Below are 19,914 nucleotides of genomic sequence, written 5' to 3'. Positions count from 1 at the left end.
AATATTCTTTTGGGATTTGTTTTAAAGCAGCTAATACTTTAATTTTATAAATGATTTATATTAAATATAATTATTATTCCCTTAGTATTATTTAATACTTAACTTTGTCACACCAGTATTTCCAATGTTTTCGTGTCATCTAATATAAAAATGTCGTATTAAACAAAAATCGTGACTTAGCGAACTGATTTTTTTAATAATTCCACCACATTATTTACTTTAATTTACATTTATGCATCAATACTATGTATTCAAATTACTAACAAATATAACTGCACATTAAAACAAATAATTTTTTACAGCAAAAATACACCTACTCTTTATATCTTTTTAAAAATTTGATATAATATAAAGTAAGTGTTGGATGTTATTTTCTGATGCTTACATCTATCAAAAATAGGAACTTATAGAGATTGCAGCTCTATAGGTTCTTTTTATTTAAGTCATTCTCTTTGCCATGCTGTGAGCTTCTTTTCTAAATCTTTATAATCATAAGTTCTTTGATTGTAGTTATTAAATTCATCTACTTTATAAGTATTCTTATAGCTCTTATATACATTTCTAGCTTTATTTACAGAATTATTAATGTTATTACCTATCTTTTTACGTAAAAGCGTATATACATTGCTTATACTACCTCTATGTCGAATTCTAATTATATTTTTAGTTACTAGTTCTTTTAAATACCTTTGTATTGTTCTAATGCTCCTATTAAGTTTATCAGCTAATGTTTTTTGTGAAGGATAACAATTATCTTTTTCCGCATAGCAATATGATTTTAGAAGCACATAGAGCCTGAATGCACCATTTGATAGGTTGGAGGTAATATCTGAATTCTTGATTATTGTAAAATTTCCTTCTTGCATTATCTTCTACCTCCTCTCATGTTTTCCAAAGGGCTAAATTGCTGATAATTTTTTCTTATATCTTCTGTTGTAACATCTGCATAAGCTTTCTCTGTGACAGTTACGGATGAATGTCCTAGTAGTCTACTTAGCATAAATATATCTCCGCCAGCTAATAAAAACCTTCTAGCATAGTTATTTCTTAATCCGTGAGCTGTTATATTTTTCTCTATTCTTGCTCTCTTAACATACTTAGCAAAATTGGTTTCAAAATTTCCTATACTTAATTGACTTCCTCGCTTAACACAAAATAAGTTATCTGTTTCTACATATCTATCTTTATATTGCATCCATCTTCTTAACAGTTTTGACATGGTATAACTATAAAATACATATCTATCCTTTCTACCCTTTGCAATATCTCCACTTATAAATACTGCTCTACGGTCTATATCTATATCTTTTACTTGTAAAGCTAAACATTCTCCTATACGCATCCCTGTATCCATTATTATTTGGATTATCACATAGTCTCTAAACTCGTGAAATTTTGTGGTATCCATACATCTAATTATTTTTTTAAAATCTTTATCTGATAATTGGTCTTTCGGTATTCTTTTATTTTTAAATTGTTTTATCTTTTTCATAGGGTTTTTTTTAATAACATTTTTATCTTCTAAATAATTAAAGAACACTTTTAAATTTCTAATATAATTATTAACAGTTGTTACACTTACTTTTTTACCATAATCTTTTCGATTTTCTGGAAAGTTAATTCCTTTACTATAGTCATTACTTAAAAATGTATATTTACCTCTTTCTTTTGTATAGGTAATATAATCCTTACACATTTTATCTGTAATAAGATTTACATTATTAACTTTAAAAGTGTCTTCTATATATCTATCAAATAATCTTAATGTAGATTCATAACTTGTAATAGTCTTGATTCTTAAATCTTTTTCTTGACAGTAAATCATAAAATCATCAATTGCATAATCGATACCTAAATTTTTATTTTTTCGCATAATAAAAAGCCTCCAAAATCCATACTCAATGAATATTGAAGGTTTAATCTTTAAACATATATAATATTGGTTGGTTCAAAAAGCAATTGGTTGCTATAAAAATATAATTTCAATTGCCTTCAAAACGTTGCTACCACTAGTCTATGATACTTTATTTTTAAGTCTTAATTTATCAGCAATCATAGCAATGAATTCTGAATTTGTAGGTTTACCCTTGCCATTGTTTATAGTATATCCAAAGAGCTTGTTTATTGTTTCAACTTGTCCACGAGACCATGCAACTTCTATAGCATGTCTTATAGCTCTTTCTACTCTACTTGCTGTAGTATTATACTTTTTAGCAATAGAAGGATATAGTTCTTTTGTAACTGCTGATAATAGCTCCATATTGTTTACTACCATAGTTATAGCTTCCCTTAAATACATATAGCCTTTTATATGTGCTGGAACTCCAATTTGATGAATTATAGCTGTAATTTCACTTTCTAAGTCAACAGCTTTGTTGCCTGAGTTACCAGAATATCCTTCGTTTGCAGATGTATTTTCAAAGCTTGTCTCTCTTTCTATCCCAGCGTATGATTTTTTTTCATCTGAATTAGATATGTTACTATTAAACATGTCTCTTATTCTGCTCGTAAACACATCCATATCAAATGGCTTAACTACATAATAATCTGCACCAAGAGTTATTGCTCTCTGTGTTATCTTATCTTGACCCACTGCAGATAATACTATAACTCTAGGTGGATTTTCTAAATTTTTATTATTAAGTCTTTCAAGTACTCCAAGTCCATCTAAGTGAGGCATTATTATGTCTAGAACTACGAGATCGGGCTTCTTTTCTTCTATTAATTTCAACGCTTCTATTCCATCTTTAGCTATTCCTACTACTATCATATCACTTTGATTCAACAAATAATCATTAAGAATATTACAAAATTCTTTATTATCATCTGCAATTAAAACACTTATTTTTCCATTTTCCATTTTTAACTCCCCTTTTATAAATTATAGAAATTCTACCATTAATTATCATTTTATATAATTTATATTCGACAAAACTATATTTTATCCTTCTTATCTATATAAAATTACATTATAGTGTATGTATAATTTTATAATTCTATATTTTTCATATTTAATTAATTTTGTCTTTATCTACTTTTCCATTTTATTACTAAAATGATAAAAAATCAAGAGATTTTATCTTTTTTATAAACTTATTATAAGGTATTACACCAAAATAGATATGATTTATACATGTTATATAATGATCAATAAAAAATTATATACATGCATAAACCATAATAATTATATCTCAAATGACATTTATAACAAAATTTTTATAACACTCCAGCACCTTTAAGCATCCACTCAATATAAACTCCATATCCTGTATCAGGTTTATTGACAAGAACATGTGTAACAGCTCCAATTATTTTGTTATTTTGAATTATTGGACTTCCACTCATTCCTTGTACTATTCCACCTGTTTTCTCTAGAAGCTCAGAATCTGTAACTCTAATCATCATACTTTTAGGATTAGGAGAATCTTGATCAAAAAGTTTTTCTATATTTATAGAATACATTTTAGGTTTATTTCCGTCTATAGTTGTTAATATTTTTGCAGGTCCTAATTTTATTTCATTTCTCATTGCAACTTCCATTGGCTTGCAGTACTGCTTATTTGCAAGATCATCAAAACTTTTACCAAATAAACCGCATATAGTATTTTTGTTTACAGTACCTATAGGATTATCTTCATTTATAAATATGCCCCTTAACTCTCCTGGGTTTCCTCTAATTCCCTTATTTATAGAAACTATAGAAGAATCAATTAAATTTCCACTGCTCATATTTATTATATCACCTGTATCCACATCTGTGATAGGATGACCAAGAGCTCCAAAAATTTTATCCTTATCATAGTAAAAAGTTAATGTTCCAATTCCAGCTGTTGAATCCCTTACCCAGAGACCTAGCTTATACTCTCCATCATTTTTGTTTTTAACTTTATCAATTATTTTATCAAACGCCTTACCTTTTCTTTCTACTGTAATTTTTACTTTAGCAGTAGAATTTTTATTTACTTTTTCTGATAATTCGCCAGCATTATTTATATTTTCCCCATCTACCTTAATTATACTGTCACCAATTTGTATTCCTGCCACCACAGCTGGGCTCTGTACCTTTCCACTACTACCAGTTATATCACTAAATCCAACTATTAATACACCCTTTGTATGAAGCTTAACACCTATTGGCTGTCCTCCAGGATAAACTTGAATTTTATTTTGATTTTTAACGCTTGAAGATTTTGATGAAAATACACCAAATATACTTTTATTGGTATTATTGTTTCTACTTAAAGTTGTATTTTTTGTTTTAGCTGCAAGTGAATTAAGGCTAATTTCACTATTCTTAAAAAAAACACTTTTTGGCATACTACTTATTTTACTATAAGCCAAAAATACAACTAAAATTACAGGAGTTAAAATGCAGTATATAATATTTATTTTTTTATTTTTCACAATTTTACCTCCTTACATTTATAGTTTTAAACTTCTACGCTATTAAATTTCCCATTTTAAAATTCAATTATGCTATTATATAGCTGTATTTATAGTTAATACTTTAGAAATTATCCTAAAAAAAAATAAAACTGAAAGAACATATGGTTCTTTCAATTTTATTTTATAATAATATAATTTTTATAAGCATTTTCTATTATTTAACTTACCTTTTTACTAATAATCTTCACTTTTCTTTTTTCAGCAATAGCTATCATTTCCTCAGCATGCTCAATAGTTATTTTAGTAACTTTACTTCCACCTATCATCATTGCAAGTGCTTTCATTTTACCTTGCTCATTTAAACTTTCAACATTAGTATATGTTTTATCATTTTTAGTATTTTTTGAAACCATAAATTGCACGTCTGACATACAGGCTATCTGAGGAAGATGTGTTATACAAAAGACTTGATGATTCTTAGAAACCTCATACATCTTATCTGCCACACGCTCAGCTATTCTTCCACTTATTCCTGTGTCAATTTCATCAAATATTACAGATGGTATTTTATCTTTATTTACAAAAACCGTCTTAATAGAAAGCATAACTCTTGAAAGTTCTCCTCCAGACACTACTTTTTCAAGTGGTCTTAAAGGCTCTCCTATATTAGTTGAAATAAAAAATTGAACTTTATCACAGCCATCATCACTAATATAATTTTCATTAAAATCCACACCGATTTTAAAAGTACTTTTATCGAGTCCAACATAATTTAACTCATTTTTTATATTAACTTCAAGTTTACTTGCAAATTCACATCTTATCTCATGAATTTCTTTAGCATATTTTATTAGTTTGTTACAGATATCTTTTCTTTTATCTTCTAACTTTTTTATTATTTCCTCACTATGAACTATTTCATCATAGGATATACTTAATTTTTTCCTATAATTTAATATGTCTTCAATAGTACTGCCATACTTTTTTTTATATTTATCTATAGTAAATAATCTACTATTTATATAATTAAGTTCCTTTTCATCAAAACTTATATTACTTTTAATTGATTTTATCTCTTCCACAACTTCTTCAATATTATAATAACTATCTTCAAGCACTTTAACTATATTAGATATTTTGTCATTATTATTTTCAATATTTTTAATTCTATTCACAACATATCCAATTAAATCATATACTGATTTAGAATTTTCACTGCCATCATAAAGAATTTCAGAGGCTTCAGAAAATACATTTGATATGTTTTCACTATTAGAAAGAATGGAATATCTCTCTTGAAGCTCGTCATCCTCTCCTATTTTAAAATTAGAATTATCTATTTCATCTATTTGATACTTTAAAAAATCAGATAATTTACCATTTTCTCCATTTTTATTTTTCAAATCATGAATTTTGCCATCTATATCTTTTAATTTTTTATATGTATCCATGTATTTTTCTTTTACATTATGAAGTGTTTTTTCTGCATAATCATCTAAATACATAATATGCTTTAATGGATCCAATAAATTTTGGTTCTCATGCTGACCGTGTATGTCTATTAGAGTTACACTTATGTTTTTAAGGGCAGATACTAAAATGGCCTTGCCATTGACTTTAGCAATACTTTTACCTGATTTAAACGTTTCTCTACTTATTATTACATAATCGTCAAATTCTATTTCCATATTTTTAAGTTCTAGCTCAGTTTTATCATTTTCTATAGTAAAAATAGCTTCAACATAAGTACTTTTCTCACCAGTTCTTATAAAATTTCTACTTGATTTTCCTCCAAGAACATAACTTATAGCATCAATTAAAATGGATTTACCAGCTCCTGTTTCACCAAATAAAACATTAAAACCCTTTTCAAAATTAACAGTAAGCTCCTCTATGAGTGCAAAATTTTTAATATTAAGTTGAAGAAGCATAAAAACTCTCTCCTATTCATCAATCATCTTTTTAAGCTTTTGAACTATGCCAACTGCTATTTCTTCAGTTCTAGCAAGTATAAAAATAGTATTATCACCTGCAATTGATCCTGCTATTCCATCTAGATTTAAAGAATCTATAGCTTCAGCTGCTGCATTAGCAGAACCAGATATCGTCCTTACAACTACCATATTATTTACTCTATCAACATTTAACACTGTCTGGGAAAAAATTGTTACAAGTTTATTGGATAAAAAACTTTCCGTTGGTGAGATAGTAGCATATTTATATCTTCCCTTTGACGAAAGTACTTTTATAAGCTTCAGCTCTTTTATATCCCTTGATACAGTTGCTTGAGTAACTTCCATTCCACTTTTTCTAAGTTCTTCTGCTAACTCTTCCTGTGTCTCAATATCTTTTGAATTTATAATTTCTAATATTTTTGTATGTCTTGATACCTTCAATCTTTATCACCTTCGCATTCTTCACTTCTAAGTATTATCTTTTTTCTTAATACATCGAAATAATCATAATTATTCAATTTTAATAATTTACATTTATAATCAAGTCTAGAGATTTCAATATCTGGAACGCCCTTAACATCTACAGGATTTTGTCCATCTACAGATATAAATACACTTTCATTATTTTCTATTTTGGATATTAATATATCACTCTTTCCATCAAGTACTATAGTTTTCATTGCCAGACCTTGAGGACAAATTGGTGTTAGTGATATTAAATCCAAATTAGGATAAATAATGGGTCCACCTGCTGATAAATTGTATGCTGTAGATCCTGTTGGTGTTGATATTATCATTCCATCTGATTTAAACCCCATATAGAACTTATCGTCAACTTTTATATTATATTTTAATATTCTTGCCATATTTCCATTATATAAAACAATTTCATTTAAACAATAGAATACTTTTTTTTCTTGATTTTTTATAAAAGAACATTTAAGCATGGTTCTTTCTTCAATAGAATATTCACCTTCAAAAATTTTATGAATGGAGTCTTTAAAATCTTTAAATTCAATGCAAGATAAAAAACCAAGATGACCTATATTAACACTGAATATAGGAATTCCACAAGATACTAGGTGCCTTGCAGCATTTAATATGGTGCCATCTCCTCCAAAAACAATAAAAAAATCCAGTTCTGTTTTACACATTTCATTAAAGCAGTTTAATTTATCGTAAAACTTAACTTTAATATCTTTATTTTCGTCTTTTATAACTTTTTCTACATATTTTTTTATTTTTCCTTCAGGATCTTTACTATAGTTAATATTAACTCCTACTTTTTTCATTTAAATCTCCTCTTAATCAAGATTTCCGTGAGCACTTTCAACTACATAATTTACTGAATCATAACTCACTTCTTCGTGGCTCTTGGAAAAATAAACTAAATATTCTATATTACCCTCAGGACCCTTTATAGGAGAATATGTAATTCCTATTATAGTTAACTTCATTTCTTTCAAAAAATCAACTATACTATTTATTACCTCAATGTGTGTATTCGGATCTCTTACAACACCTTTTTTGCCTACCTTATCTCTGCCAGCTTCAAATTGTGGCTTTATTAAAGCAGCAACTTCACCATCATCTTTAAGCAAATTTATTACTGTAGGAATTACCTTTTTTAGCGATATAAAAGAAACATCTATACTTGCAAAATCTCCATATTCTCCTATATCTTCATAGGTTACATATCTTACATTAGTTCTCTCCATGCACACAACTCTTGGATCAATTCTAAGTTTCCATGCAAATTGACCATAACCAACATCTATAGCAAAAACCTTTTTAGCACCATTTTGAAGCATACAGTCAGTAAAACCTCCTGTAGATGCTCCTATATCAAAGCATACCTTATCTTGTAATTTTAAGCCAAAAGTTTTAATTGCTCTCTCAAGTTTATACCCACCACGGCTTACATAAGGCATCTTTTCTCCTCTAAATTCTATTTTGGAAGTCACCTTTACTTTTTGACCACACTTATCAACCCTTACTTCATCTACAAAAATCTCTCCAGCCATTATGCTTGCTTTTGCTCTTTCTCTAGATTCAAATATTCCTTTTTGTACTAATAGTACATCCAATCTTTCTTTGTTTTCAGACATATGAACTTCTCTCCTAAAATAAAACCATATAAACCATGAAAATCACGTTATTTAAAAGAAAGTATCCTTTTACAAATGCTATCTATATCAAGGCCATACAGTTTGTATAAAATTTCAGTGCTTCCCTGCTCTATAAATTCATCCTTGAATCCAAGATTTAAAACATCGTTTTTAAAATTCATATAATTTAAATGTTCAAGTATTAAACTTCCAAGACCACCATGAAGCACATTATCTTCAATAACTACAAATTTATAATTGTCTTTTGCAAATTCATTTAAAACCCCAGTATCTATAGGTTTTATAAATGATGCATTTATTACAGCACAATTAATTTCATATTTTAAAAGTTCTTCTCTAATTAAAACAGCCCTCTGAACCATTTTACCTGTGGCTATTATTGCTATACCTTCTCCTCTATTCAATATTTCCCATTTTCCTTTATGAAATTCCTTTAATGGTTCTAATTCGACTGAAAATTCATCTCCACCTCTAGGATATCTTATAGCTATCGGGAAATTTTGATTAACAGCCCAACCCAGTATATATTTTAACTCATCTATACACTTTGGAGCCATTATAGTCATATTAGGTATGCTGCTCAAATATGAAATATCAAAAACTCCTTGATGTGTTTCGCCATCTTCCCCTACAATTCCAGCTCTATCTATAGCCAAAACCACAGGAAGATTCTGAATGCAAACATCATGAAGCACTTGATCATAGGCTCTCTGAAGGAAAGTAGAGTATACTGCAAAAACAGGTTTATAACCTGAAGATGCTAGCCCTGCTGCCATCGTAACTGCATGCTGTTCTGATATTCCTACATCAAAGAATCTATCTGGAAACCTTTTAGAAAAATCACACAAGCCTACTCCATCTGTCATAGCAGCAGTAATACCAATAATTTTTTGATTCTTCCCTGCTAATTCTACCATAGCTTCACCAAACGCTTTAGAATATGTATCTTTAGGCTTACCAAGTTTTTCGCCTGTTTTTGGATTAAATGGACCCATACTATGAAACTTATTTGGATTTTTTTCTGCATAGTAATATCCTTTTCCTTTTTGGGTTATAACATGTAGAATAACAGGTCCTTTAATTTTTCTTGCCTTTTGAAGTACATCTGTCAATTCATTGATATTATGCCCATCTATTGGTCCTAGATATTTTATTCCTATATCCTCAAAAAACATACCTGAAACAACCATTTGCTTTATTCCACCTTTTATTTTTTCAATGGAATTAGCAACCTCTGATCCTAAATTAGTTTTTTTAAGTTTGGATTTTACGTCCTCTTTTAATTTATTATATTTTGGATCTAACCTTATTTTGTTTAAATACTTAGATATACTGCCAACATTCTTAGCAATTGACATTTGGTTATCATTTAGTATTATTATAACATTAGTTTTTTTGTATCCAATATCATTTAAAGCTTCAAAAGCCATTCCCCCAGTAAGTGCTCCGTCACCTATAACAGCAATTACACTATAATCATCTTTAGATAAGTCCCTTGCTCTTGCAATACCTGCAGCTGCTGAAATAGATGTACTACTATGACCTGTTTCAAACACATCATAAATGCTTTCATTCCTTTTGGGGAAACCACTTATTCCTTTATACTTTCTAAGCTTATCAAATTTATCTTTGCGTCCAGTTAAAATTTTATGTACATAAGATTGATGTCCTACATCCCATATAATTTTATCTTCTTTAAAATTAAATACTTTATATAAACTTAATGTAAGCTCAACTACACCAAGATTAGAAGCAAGATGCCCACCTGTCTTTGAAACACTGTCTACTAGAAATTCTCTTATTTCCTCTGCCATTTCATTAAGTTTTTCATTACTCATTGATTTTATATCTTCTATATCTTTATAATTATCCAGTATATTGTACATTTTTTCATCTATCCTTTTGAACCAAGTATAAAATCTTCGATACTCTAGTGACTATTTTTATACTATTATTTATTCCATATGTTTTTCCAATAGCTTTGCCCAAAATAGTTCCACCTGCTATCATTCCTCCGATTATGGCACTTAAAACTGCAGAGGGAATACTATTATTAAATATTTGCTGTATCACTTTATCTGTAATTAAAGCCCCCATAGTTCCACTTACAATCCCACATATATCTCCTATTACATCATTGCAGAAAGTTGAAACTTTATCAGCATTCCTTATAAGTTTTATAGCAATTTCGGAGCCGCTAATTTTCTTTGCAGCCATAGAATGAAATGGTGTCTCAACAGCTGTAGTTACAGAAATACCAATTACATCAAATACAATTCCTATAAGAATTACACAAACTAATAAAATAAAAGCTACTAATAAATTGACTCTTTTTAGTAGCAAATCAGATAATAGAGAAACGCTACTACTAATAGTAATAGACCATACAAAAATTTTCAATAGCCATTTGTGCATAGTTTTCGCATTGCTCTTAATATTTTTATTTTTTGACACAGTAACTCCTCCAAGTAAAATAATCAATGTGGTAGCAAAGCAGGTAAATCTTGCGGCATAGGTTCAGTAGGATTTCCCCACAGATAACCATGCGTCACCGCATGGCGGTTTCCCTTTAATATCCGAGCTGAAGTGTCACCACATTCAGGACTGAATTGCCACTAAGTCCGCACTGCAATCCCTGCTCTACCTTTTTATAACAGCCTAGGAGTTTTCCTCAACAGTTAGATGCTTCTCTAGCCTCTTTTGCAATATAGGTTTCAGAGTTCAATAAGATAAAAAATTTAGGCCTAAAATTTTTATCATGTTTATCTCCTCTCCCCATATCACTCAAGGCAGGCTACACTGCACATAGCTTTCACACCACATTGCAGGTTTAATCCAATTTCGTACATTGAATATCTCATCCAACATACAAGAACTGGTCTCCACAAAAGTAGGGTCATTTATCGCATGCCATTGCGAGTGCCCCAGCTTTTTTAACTTCCAGCACAAGCCCAGGACTGGGCATTCCAAGGCCAGCACCAGAAACTTCATCGATATGCCCTTTAGCGGATTTTTAGCCCCGCCTTCAAAAAGCACTTACCTGACTAGGATACTGCACCACATTAAATATGTTAATTGAAATTATATCACACTAACTATAAATATTCAAAAAAGCAAAAACACCCATATAGTTATAAATTTATGATATTTATCTCTTTCTCTTTAATAAAAGTTCCGTTATCTCTGTAAGACAAGTTGTATTTCCATCTATTGTACTGACAATATCTAAACATTCTTCAGTTAAACTTTTGCACATAGTTTTACATTTATCTATTCCATAAGTTGTTACATAAGTACACTTATCATTTTCTATATCGCTTTTAGATTTTTTACCCATAATTTTGGTATCACCAATAACATCGAGTATATCATCTTCTATCTGAAATGCAAGACCAATTTTGTCACCATATTGTGATAAAAGTTCCACATGACTATGAGGGGCATCACCTAAAATAGCTCCACTTAATATTGATGCCTTTATAAGTGCTCCAGTTTTCTTTTTGTGCATATACCTTAATTCATCTGCACTTACTTTCTTTCCTTCACTTAATATGTCTACAACCTGACCACCTATCATTCCCTCTGAACTTGCTGCTCTTGATATTAATGAACATGCCTCAAGTGCCTTTTTATCTTTTTCTAAACAATACTCAAACATTATATCCATTGCTTCATTTAAAAGTCCATCACCAGCAAGAAGTGCCATAGAATAACCAAATACTTTGTGATTTGTAGGCTTTCCTCTTCTCAAATCATCATTGTCCATACACGGCAGGTCATCATGTATAAGAGAATATGTATGTATCATTTCAATAGCTGCTGCTACTTCAATTACATCTTTATAATTGTCATGATATATTCCATAGGAAGACATTAGAAGAAGTGGTCTTACCCTTTTACCTCCAGCATTTAAACTGTATTCCATAGCTTCATATATTTTTTTATCATATTTACCTTTGCCATTAAAATAATTTTTTAAGTAATTATCCACTGCCTGCCTTAATTCTTTATTGTTCATTCAAATCACCTGCTTTATTAAAGTCCTCTTCGCCTTCCTGTGTAAGTATTTTTATCTTTCCCTCAGCCTTGTTTAGAATCTTGTACAGTTTATTGCAAAGTTTCACTCCGTCCTCATAATTTTTCATAGTATCATCAAGAGTCAATTCTTCATTTTCCATACTACTTACAATGTTCTCAAGTTCCTTCATCATAGTTTCATAACTCTCTTTTTTAGGCATAACTGATTTCACCTCACACTAATTTAAAACTATTTTGAAATATGTATTTCAGCCTCTACTTTTCCATCTTTTAAAGTTATATTTACACGATCTACTTCTTTAAGTGTTTTTACATTATTTATATTTTTACCATTGTAATCACTTATAATTGAATATCCTTTATTTAAAATATTGAGTGGACTGTTTAGCTGCAAAATAGAATTATATTTTGATAATCTTTCCTTCTCAATTTGTATTTTTGTCTTCATTCTCATATTTAAAATATATTGAAATTTATCAATTGATGAGTACCCATTAACTATAAATACTTCAGGGCTATTCTTTTCTATGATTCTTCTGTTTATTTCAAGCTCCTTGTATTTATTTTCAAAATAATTTTTAATATTAATTTTAAGCGAATTTCTAAGTGAAATAAATCTATTAAACTCCTCATTTAAATTAGGTACTGCAATCTCAGCAGCCGCAGATGGAGTTGGTGCCCTTCTATCACTTACAAAATCCACAATAGTAAAATCTGTTTCGTGTCCAACACCAGTTATTACTGGCTTTTTGGAATTATATACAGCATAGGCAAGCTTTTCATCATTAAAAGACCAAAGTTCCTCAATAGAACCGCCTCCCCTAGCTAGTATGATAGTATCAATATCTTCAATTTCATTTAAGTAATTAAGTGACTTTATTAGGTCCTTCGGAGCATTTATACCTTGCACCAAGGTAGGACATATTAGTATATCAACACTTTTGTTTCTTCGCCTTGAAACATTTATTATATCTCTCACTGCCGCACCTGTAGGAGAAGTTATAACTCCAATTCTCCTGGGGTATTTAGGTATCTCTCTTTTATACTCTTCATTAAACATTCCTTCCTTTGAAAGTTTTTCTTTTAACTTCTCAAAGGCTTCGTAAAGTTCACCTTTTCCTTCAGGCTGTATTTCAGTACAATAAAGCTGATAAGCCCCATCTTTAATATATACTGACACTCTACCTTTTATCTTTACCTTCATGCCATTTTGAGGTATAAAAGTAAGTCTTTCAGCATTGCTTCTAAACATTATGCAATTTATTTTGCTTCCTTCATCCTTAAGAGAAAAATATACATGGCCACTGCTGTGAAATTTAAAGTTTGATATTTCTCCTTTTATGTAAGCATTATTTAAAATATAATCACTGTCTATAACTTTTTTTATGTAATTACTTAATTCAGAAACGGACAATACTTTTATATACATACTATTTTAATGCCTCACAAACATTTAATATTAACATTGTGGTAGTCATAGCCCCTACTCCACCGGGTACAGGTGTAACATAAGCTGCCTTCTTTATAACTTCGTCAAATGCCACATCACCACGAAGTTTACCATCAACTACTGTAGTTCCTACATCAATTACAATAGAACTTTCACTTACAAATTCCTCAGTTACAAATCCAGGTCTTCCCACAGCACTAACCACAATATCAGCATGCTTACATATATCCTTTAGATTCTTAGTTCTTGAATGACATATAGTAACCGTTGCATTTTCATTTAGTAAAAGCTGTGCTGTTGGTTTACCTACAATATTACTTCTGCCTATTACAACAGCATTTTTACCGCATATATCTATATTTAAGCTTTTTATTAACTTTAATACACTTCTTGGCGTACATGGTATAAATGATTTTTCGCCCTTATAAAACTTACCTGTATTAATATCCGTTAAACTATCTATATCCTTATTAGGATCTATCTTTGAAGTTACCAGTTTTACGTCTATATGATTAGGAAGAGGAAGTTGGAGCATAATACCATCAACATCTTTATTTCTATTTAATTCTTCTATAGTATTTATTAGTTCTTCTTCACTTATGCTTTCATCTAGAAATATACTTTCAAATTTTAGTCCAAGACTTTCAGAAACTTTCTTTTGATTATTAACATAATATATTGAGCCTCCATCATCACCAACAGTTATGCTTGCAATACATGGAACCCTAAGTCCACTCTTTTTTCTGTTCTCAACAAATTCAAGTATTTTTTCTTTATACTTTTTAGACTCCGCTTTACCATTAATTAATTCACCCATATAAAATTTCCCCTTTAATCCTGAGATTTTTTATCAACACTATCTATTAATTTTCCAATAACTCCATTAACAAATGTAAAAGATTTTTCTTCTGAATAATTTTTTGCAAGTTCAACAGCCTCATTGGCAGATACCTTATATGGAATGTCATTTTGAAAGAATATTTCATAAGCTGCTATTCTAAGTATTGCAATATTAACTTTAGATATCCTATCCATTTTCCATTTATTTGAACTCTTCTCTATTTTACTATCTATAAAATCTATATTTTCTTCTATTCCATTTATAGTATTTTCTACGTATCCAAAATCTATATTCTGAGATTTATTGCTTTCTTTATAATTTTCTATAACTTCTGAAACACTGTTTTTATTAATAGATATTTCAAATAAAAGTTTCATAGCTACTTCTCTACTTTTTTTTCTGTTCATTAAAAATTTTCCTCCTAATACACAATTCAAATTGAAATATATGTATACAAACTATAATTTATAAACATCAAAACACCCTCTTAAGAGGGTGTTTTATAATTATTCTTCTTTTTTTTCTTCTTCCTTGTCTACAAAAGCTACATTTTGAACAAAAACATTTACCGCTGAAACCTTAAGTCCTGTTAAACTTTCAACCGTTCTCTTTACATTTTCCTGAACCTTACCTGCAATATCTGGTATTCTAAGTCCATATTCTATTACAACATATAAATCTATTGAAGCGCTATCCTCTGCAACATTTACTTTAACGCCTTTTGTTAAATTCTTTTTTCCACTTAATATCTTAGTTATTCCACCTACAATACCTGAGCTCATACCAACTACGCCCTTTATTTCAGATGCTGCAAGTCCTGCAATAACGCAAACTACTTCATCAGATATTTTAACTATTCCCATATCTATATCCTTAAGTTCCTCTTCCATCTTAATATTACCTCCTCTGCTTTGAAAAAAAACAAAGCTATTACCTATAATTAAAATTAAAGGATACTACACAAATCAAAAATTCATTCACTAAACTAAGAGTATTATATCAAAATAATTAGTATTTTACAAATAGGCAATTTAAAAATATTGCGAACTAACATTGATTTGTAACATTAAAAAAATTCTATAAATCTTATCATAAATGGGGTTTAGGTCGTAGACCCATTATCCTTCTTTATAAAATATAGGCAATCTTAATGTTTACGATTAATAAATTAGATTTCTTAATTTAAAAATCTAATTAAGAATCGTAAAATACTAAGATATTTCAATAACTCACTGAAAAGATGCTCAGACAAATTGAAATAACTAAGTATTTTACGATTTTTTCACCAAAATTTATTAGAATTTTTTTAAATCGTTACGTATTAATGTTAATTCGCTTTTGGAGTAAAACAATGAAAAAATTCCTCCGTCCCTACGGAATTTTGAATATAAATAGCTAATCTACTTTGATATCTATATTATTTGATTTTTAAATAGGTTACCGTATTTTTCGTAGGATAGCGGAGAAAAATTTACCTTGCTTCTAATTTTTAGCGCAGTAAGAGGTACTATTTAAAATACGTTTTAATGTACTGGCTGTAAAACTTCTATGTTCCTGAGATTAGTTACATCTGTAACTACTTCTTTAATATCTCTGAGTTGATTATCAGTCAATTTATCATTATCACATTTTACTGTTATAGTTACTTTACTATCAGTAATTGAACATAATGCTTCTTTAAAGCCTTTGCTTTTAAGCATTGTTTCAACTTTATTACTTTTAGCATCTTCATCTGTTAATGTCATCATCTTTTGTTGAGCTGATGATTTAGTTTCATTTGAAACATTTTTATCATCAATTATGTTCTTTAAAGTCTGAATTTCCCTTTGATCTTTCTGCTCTCGCTCAAGTCTTCCCTCTGCAAATATGTCTGATTTACTGCTGCTTTTTTTAGAATTATCATTAAGAGAAACTGTACTCTTATTATTACTATCACTATCAAAATCAGAATCATTTACATAAAGTGGGCTTCTGACCCTTGTGGCCAGAACACCAGCACACACTATAAGTACCATTAAAGTAACAATGATAACAGCTTGTTTTTTATTCATTTATTTCTTATCCTCCCTTTATTTATTATCTATTCTAAAAAATTTATATGCTTGTTTACTCTTTTCTATGAATGATTTATTTTTTCATAGGATATACATTTACCTTATCTTCACTAAGTTGAAATAAGTCAACAACAGCATTTATTATATTAAGTTTTATAACGGAACTGTCTGCCCCCTCTGCAACCACACATACTCCTGTTATCTTAGGCTTGTAATCTTTTAGTATGAATGGTGATTCTTTATCCCCATCTTTTGAGGTTACAACGGTGCTTCCATCAGAATTTTGTGTAGTTGTCCTTTTTCCACCGGAATTATCTGTTTCATCAGTAACAGATTTAGTTTTATTTTCATTAGTGGCAGGTACCTGTTCTTCTCCACTTCCAAAATAAATCATAACTTGAACTTTACCAACTCCATCTATTTGCTCTAAAGTACTCTTTAATTTGTTTTCCATACTAGTTTCATAATCTTTTGAAGGTTCTACTTCATTCTTAGTCTTGCTTTGATTACTTTTACTAGTATTATTACTATTACTTGCCAAAGACATATTAGAAGTATTTCTAAAAAAATCAGCAGTAATAATTAAGAGTACTCCTATAAGCCCTAAAATAATTATGTTACTTAATGTATTTTTTTTGCCATTCTTATCCTTGAAATTAATTTTAAGATGTTCTAAAATTTTTTTAAAATTCATCTCATCACCCCATTAAAGTTTATAAACTTTTATATCAGAATAAGGTACTTTTATTTCATCACTTACATAAGTACTTATTTCTTTTTTTGTTTTTTCATCAACATCACTGCTTTTATCACATTGTTCATCTTCTATTCTCACCTTTTTTACCTTCCCAATTGATCTGTCTTTCACTCCAATGCTTAAAGACTTTACGGAGACCGCTTTACTGCTATCATCATAATTAACCTCAGCAGTTACACTATAATCATTATCAGGATATTTGTTTTTTAGCATTTTTACGCAGCTGTCCTCTAAATTTTTTTTAAACTCCCCTACTATAGAAGATACATTTTTACTGTCACTTTTCTTTAGAGTCTCATTATAATTATTTTGTTCAAATGTATTCTGAGCATTTATAATATAGCTTTCTACATCATCAGTTTTACTTACAACTTTTATTATTGGTTGAATAATTACAGTCATTAAAATAAGACCTACTACAAACTTAGCGTATTTTCTGAGCTTATTATCCGGTAATATAATCTCCACAGCTGTAATAAGTACAGCTGTAGTACATATAGTTATAACCCATTGTTGAAGCCATTTAATCATATAGTTCACCATTCCTTACCCTTTTAAGCTGCTTTACCCGCAGCTATTATTATTGCTATCATTATAAAAAACATTACTGATACGCCTATAAGACACGAAGCAATAAGTATAAGACAATCGCCTGCACTATTTATGCAATTAACTATTTTTTTATCACTTATAGGTTCTACCAAAGCAGCTGCTAATTTATGAATAAATGCAAGTACCAAAATTTTTATTATAGGGAAAATAACAATTGCTATTAAAACAATAAGCCCTACACTTCCAACTGCATTCTTAATTAGTATTGAATATCCAGCTACTGTTGAGATTGCATCTGATAAGCATTTTCCAACTATTGGTACAAAATTATCCACTGCAAATTTTGCAGTTTTTGAAGTAACGTTATCTACAGCTTTAGCACTTATTCCACGTATAGTTATTATTCCTATAAATACGGTCATAACTATACCCTGTATCCACATAACACACTGGCGTAACAGTTTTGATAATTTATCAATTTTGTAATCATTAGATAAGTTGTTTACAAATTCAAGTACAAAAGACATTAAAATCATTGGTATTAATACATCATTAAAAACTTTTTGTGTAAAGCTAATAGAAAACAATATAATAGGATCAAGGAGAGTAGACTGAACTAAACTTCCTGAGCTTATAAGTAGCGTAAGTAAAATTGGCACAAGTGCTCCCATGGTACTACTCATATCCTTCATTGAAGCTTGAGCAGTACTTATACATATTTTAAAATTTCTGGCAATTATTATTATTATAATTGAGTAGCATGCAAAATATGCTATATCCGTTAACTTTTCTGAGGAAAAAGCATTTTGTAAATTATTTAGAAGAGCACATATAATACATATAAATATAAGTGTAGATATTAATTTTAAACTAGCTGATATATCCTGAATAAAGTACTGGGCTACAGCCTTACTAAATTTAGTAAATGATACATTCCCTTTACCATTTTTCATATAATACTCAACATAATCCTTTATATCAAAATCCCTTAATATCTCATATTTATTTTTAATTTTAGTCATGTAATCATACATCTGCATTATTTGTTCTTCATCTTCCTTAGTACTTTTATCATTATTCACATTATATGCTTGTACAGTTATTGGTAATAACATAAAAAAAATTATAAGCATTAATATTATTTTTTTCATTTTTTACTCCTATATGATATTTAAAATAGCATTTAAAACCCCCATAAGTATTGGTATTGCTAACATAAGAATAAGTATTTTCCCTGCAAATTCCACTTTTGAAGCTATATTATTTTGTCCTGCATCCTTACATATTTCACTGCAAAATGATGCTACATATGCGATACAAAGTATTTTAAACACAGTAGTTAAATATACAAAATCCACTTTAGATTTAAGGGCAAATTGCTGTAAAACCTGCATAACTGATGTTATTTTAGGTATCATAAAAATAAAAATTAAAGTTCCTGTAATTATACTTATACTAATAGCTACATCTTCTCTTCTGTTTTTAAATACAAGCGTAACTGCTAAAGCTACAAATGCAAAAGCTGCAATCTTTATTATTTCCATAATATCCCCCTAGAGTTGGAACATAGTTTTTACAGCATCAAACAATTTGCTTATTAAATTTATTACCATAATGAGAATGATCACTATGCCTGCTAAATTTGTTACTACCGCAAAATCATCTTTGCCACTGGATTTAAGTATTTTATCCATAATTATGATGATAATTCCAACTGCTGCAATTCTAAATATAAGTGTTACATCAAGCAAA

The 19,914-nt window shown here is 29.3% G+C and carries 22 protein-coding genes; all 22 read right to left on the bottom strand.

The genetic code is table 11. The annotated features are described in order from the left end of the window. Nucleotides 1–443: 443 nt before the first annotated feature. On the bottom strand, nt 444–866 hold the full coding sequence (locus BEE63_RS18580; RefSeq protein WP_066022805.1) for a helix-turn-helix domain-containing protein: 423 nt from the start codon (nt 864–866) through the stop codon (nt 444–446). Further along, a complete protein-coding gene (locus tag BEE63_RS18575; RefSeq protein WP_066022804.1) occupies nt 866–1,873 on the bottom strand; it encodes a tyrosine-type recombinase/integrase in 1,008 nt (335 codons plus the stop codon). Before BEE63_RS18575 ends, BEE63_RS18580 begins: the two co-directional genes overlap by 1 nt. A gap of 141 nt (nt 1,874–2,014) precedes the next feature. Further along, a complete protein-coding gene (gene spo0A / locus BEE63_RS18570) occupies nt 2,015–2,860 on the bottom strand; it encodes a sporulation transcription factor Spo0A (RefSeq protein WP_066022803.1) in 846 nt (281 codons plus the stop codon). 356 nt (nt 2,861–3,216) lie between these two features. Beyond that, nucleotides 3,217–4,404 carry a SpoIVB peptidase gene (gene spoIVB, locus BEE63_RS18565; RefSeq protein WP_066022802.1) on the bottom strand — a complete coding sequence of 396 codons (1,188 nt, stop codon included), beginning with the start codon at nt 4,402–4,404 and terminating at the stop codon, nt 3,217–3,219. A 200-nt stretch (nt 4,405–4,604) separates the two neighbouring features. Further along, entirely contained in the window at nt 4,605–6,317 is a 1,713-nt protein-coding gene (gene recN, locus BEE63_RS18560; RefSeq protein WP_066022801.1) for a DNA repair protein RecN, read from the bottom strand. Nucleotides 6,318–6,329: 12 nt separating this feature from the next. Continuing rightward, nucleotides 6,330–6,782, bottom strand: coding sequence for an arginine repressor (locus BEE63_RS18555; RefSeq protein ID WP_066022800.1), 453 nt, complete (start codon nt 6,780–6,782; stop codon nt 6,330–6,332). Next, entirely contained in the window at nt 6,779–7,633 is an 855-nt protein-coding gene (locus BEE63_RS18550; protein WP_066022799.1) for an NAD(+)/NADH kinase, read from the bottom strand. Before BEE63_RS18550 ends, BEE63_RS18555 begins: the two co-directional genes overlap by 4 nt. A 12-nt stretch (nt 7,634–7,645) precedes the next feature. Continuing rightward, on the bottom strand, nt 7,646–8,449 hold the full coding sequence (locus BEE63_RS18545; protein WP_066022798.1) for a TlyA family RNA methyltransferase: 804 nt from the start codon (nt 8,447–8,449) through the stop codon (nt 7,646–7,648). A 47-nt stretch (nt 8,450–8,496) separates the two neighbouring features. Beyond that, nucleotides 8,497–10,356, bottom strand: coding sequence for a 1-deoxy-D-xylulose-5-phosphate synthase (dxs, locus tag BEE63_RS18540; protein ID WP_066022797.1), 1,860 nt, complete (start codon nt 10,354–10,356; stop codon nt 8,497–8,499). 4 nt (nt 10,357–10,360) lie between these two features. Beyond that, entirely contained in the window at nt 10,361–10,924 is a 564-nt protein-coding gene (locus BEE63_RS18535) for a hypothetical protein (protein WP_066022796.1), read from the bottom strand. Nucleotides 10,925–11,618: 694 nt separating this feature from the next. After that, complete coding sequence (locus BEE63_RS18530; RefSeq protein ID WP_066022795.1) at nt 11,619–12,488, bottom strand: polyprenyl synthetase family protein; 870 nt, start codon at nt 12,486–12,488, stop codon at nt 11,619–11,621. Further along, nucleotides 12,478–12,708 (bottom strand): exodeoxyribonuclease VII small subunit, encoded by a 231-nt coding sequence (locus BEE63_RS18525; RefSeq protein WP_066022794.1) that lies wholly within the window; start codon nt 12,706–12,708, stop codon nt 12,478–12,480. Before BEE63_RS18525 ends, BEE63_RS18530 begins: the two co-directional genes overlap by 11 nt. Nucleotides 12,709–12,737: 29 nt before the next feature. Beyond that, entirely contained in the window at nt 12,738–13,937 is a 1,200-nt protein-coding gene (gene xseA / locus BEE63_RS18520; protein WP_066022793.1) for an exodeoxyribonuclease VII large subunit, read from the bottom strand. Between the two features lies 1 nt (nt 13,938). After that, nucleotides 13,939–14,775, bottom strand: coding sequence for a bifunctional methylenetetrahydrofolate dehydrogenase/methenyltetrahydrofolate cyclohydrolase (locus BEE63_RS18515; RefSeq protein WP_066022792.1), 837 nt, complete (start codon nt 14,773–14,775; stop codon nt 13,939–13,941). 14 nt (nt 14,776–14,789) lie between these two features. Continuing rightward, on the bottom strand, nt 14,790–15,206 hold the full coding sequence (gene nusB, locus BEE63_RS18510; RefSeq protein WP_066022791.1) for a transcription antitermination factor NusB: 417 nt from the start codon (nt 15,204–15,206) through the stop codon (nt 14,790–14,792). A 99-nt stretch (nt 15,207–15,305) separates the two neighbouring features. Beyond that, the gene (locus BEE63_RS18505) at nt 15,306–15,689 is read right to left on the bottom strand and encodes an Asp23/Gls24 family envelope stress response protein (RefSeq protein ID WP_066022790.1); all 384 of its coding nucleotides are present in this window, start codon (nt 15,687–15,689) and stop codon (nt 15,306–15,308) included. A gap of 633 nt (nt 15,690–16,322) precedes the next feature. Beyond that, on the bottom strand, nt 16,323–16,850 hold the full coding sequence (locus BEE63_RS18500; RefSeq protein WP_066022789.1) for a SpoIIIAH-like family protein: 528 nt from the start codon (nt 16,848–16,850) through the stop codon (nt 16,323–16,325). A 76-nt stretch (nt 16,851–16,926) separates the two neighbouring features. Then, nucleotides 16,927–17,547, bottom strand: coding sequence for a stage III sporulation protein AG (gene spoIIIAG / locus BEE63_RS18495; RefSeq protein WP_066022788.1), 621 nt, complete (start codon nt 17,545–17,547; stop codon nt 16,927–16,929). Nucleotides 17,548–17,559: 12 nt separating this feature from the next. Continuing rightward, the gene (spoIIIAF, locus tag BEE63_RS18490; protein ID WP_066022787.1) at nt 17,560–18,141 is read right to left on the bottom strand and encodes a stage III sporulation protein AF; all 582 of its coding nucleotides are present in this window, start codon (nt 18,139–18,141) and stop codon (nt 17,560–17,562) included. A gap of 23 nt (nt 18,142–18,164) precedes the next feature. After that, nucleotides 18,165–19,313: a stage III sporulation protein AE gene (gene spoIIIAE / locus BEE63_RS18485; protein WP_066022786.1), complete on the bottom strand. Its 1,149-nt coding sequence runs from the start codon at nt 19,311–19,313 to the stop codon at nt 18,165–18,167. 9 nt (nt 19,314–19,322) lie between these two features. After that, nucleotides 19,323–19,706 (bottom strand): stage III sporulation protein AD, encoded by a 384-nt coding sequence (gene spoIIIAD / locus BEE63_RS18480; protein ID WP_066022785.1) that lies wholly within the window; start codon nt 19,704–19,706, stop codon nt 19,323–19,325. 9 nt (nt 19,707–19,715) lie between these two features. Continuing rightward, nucleotides 19,716–19,913 (bottom strand): stage III sporulation protein AC, encoded by a 198-nt coding sequence (gene spoIIIAC, locus BEE63_RS18475; RefSeq protein ID WP_066022784.1) that lies wholly within the window; start codon nt 19,911–19,913, stop codon nt 19,716–19,718. Between the last annotated feature and the right edge of the window lies 1 nt (nt 19,914).

Origin of the sequence: Clostridium pasteurianum (genome assembly GCF_001705235.1) — a bacterium.
GTDB lineage: Bacteria > Bacillota > Clostridia > Clostridiales > Clostridiaceae > Clostridium_S > Clostridium_S pasteurianum_A.
This window is presented reverse-complemented; position numbering and strand designations above follow the sequence as displayed.

Coding starts and splice junctions, on each gene's coding strand:
- spoIIIAF (WP_066022787.1), bottom strand. CDS start 18,141: ATGATTAAATGGCTTCAACAATGGGTTATAACTATATGTACTACAGCT.
- xseA (WP_066022793.1), bottom strand. CDS start 13,937: ATGTATATAAAAGTATTGTCCGTTTCTGAATTAAGTAATTACATAAAA.
- spoIIIAD (WP_066022785.1), bottom strand. CDS start 19,706: ATGGAAATAATAAAGATTGCAGCTTTTGCATTTGTAGCTTTAGCAGTT.
- BEE63_RS18575 (WP_066022804.1), bottom strand. CDS start 1,873: ATGCGAAAAAATAAAAATTTAGGTATCGATTATGCAATTGATGATTTT.
- spoIIIAG (WP_066022788.1), bottom strand. CDS start 17,547: ATGAATTTTAAAAAAATTTTAGAACATCTTAAAATTAATTTCAAGGAT.
- nusB (WP_066022791.1), bottom strand. CDS start 15,206: ATGAACAGAAAAAAAAGTAGAGAAGTAGCTATGAAACTTTTATTTGAA.
- spo0A (WP_066022803.1), bottom strand. CDS start 2,860: ATGGAAAATGGAAAAATAAGTGTTTTAATTGCAGATGATAATAAAGAA.
- dxs (WP_066022797.1), bottom strand. CDS start 10,356: ATGTACAATATACTGGATAATTATAAAGATATAGAAGATATAAAATCA.
- BEE63_RS18500 (WP_066022789.1), bottom strand. CDS start 16,850: ATGAATAAAAAACAAGCTGTTATCATTGTTACTTTAATGGTACTTATA.
- BEE63_RS18525 (WP_066022794.1), bottom strand. CDS start 12,708: ATGCCTAAAAAAGAGAGTTATGAAACTATGATGAAGGAACTTGAGAAC.
- BEE63_RS18505 (WP_066022790.1), bottom strand. CDS start 15,689: ATGGAAGAGGAACTTAAGGATATAGATATGGGAATAGTTAAAATATCT.
- BEE63_RS18545 (WP_066022798.1), bottom strand. CDS start 8,449: ATGTCTGAAAACAAAGAAAGATTGGATGTACTATTAGTACAAAAAGGA.
- BEE63_RS18515 (WP_066022792.1), bottom strand. CDS start 14,775: ATGGGTGAATTAATTAATGGTAAAGCGGAGTCTAAAAAGTATAAAGAA.
- recN (WP_066022801.1), bottom strand. CDS start 6,317: ATGCTTCTTCAACTTAATATTAAAAATTTTGCACTCATAGAGGAGCTT.
- BEE63_RS18580 (WP_066022805.1), bottom strand. CDS start 866: ATGCAAGAAGGAAATTTTACAATAATCAAGAATTCAGATATTACCTCC.
- spoIIIAE (WP_066022786.1), bottom strand. CDS start 19,313: ATGAAAAAAATAATATTAATGCTTATAATTTTTTTTATGTTATTACCA.
- BEE63_RS18530 (WP_066022795.1), bottom strand. CDS start 12,488: ATGAACAATAAAGAATTAAGGCAGGCAGTGGATAATTACTTAAAAAAT.
- BEE63_RS18550 (WP_066022799.1), bottom strand. CDS start 7,633: ATGAAAAAAGTAGGAGTTAATATTAACTATAGTAAAGATCCTGAAGGA.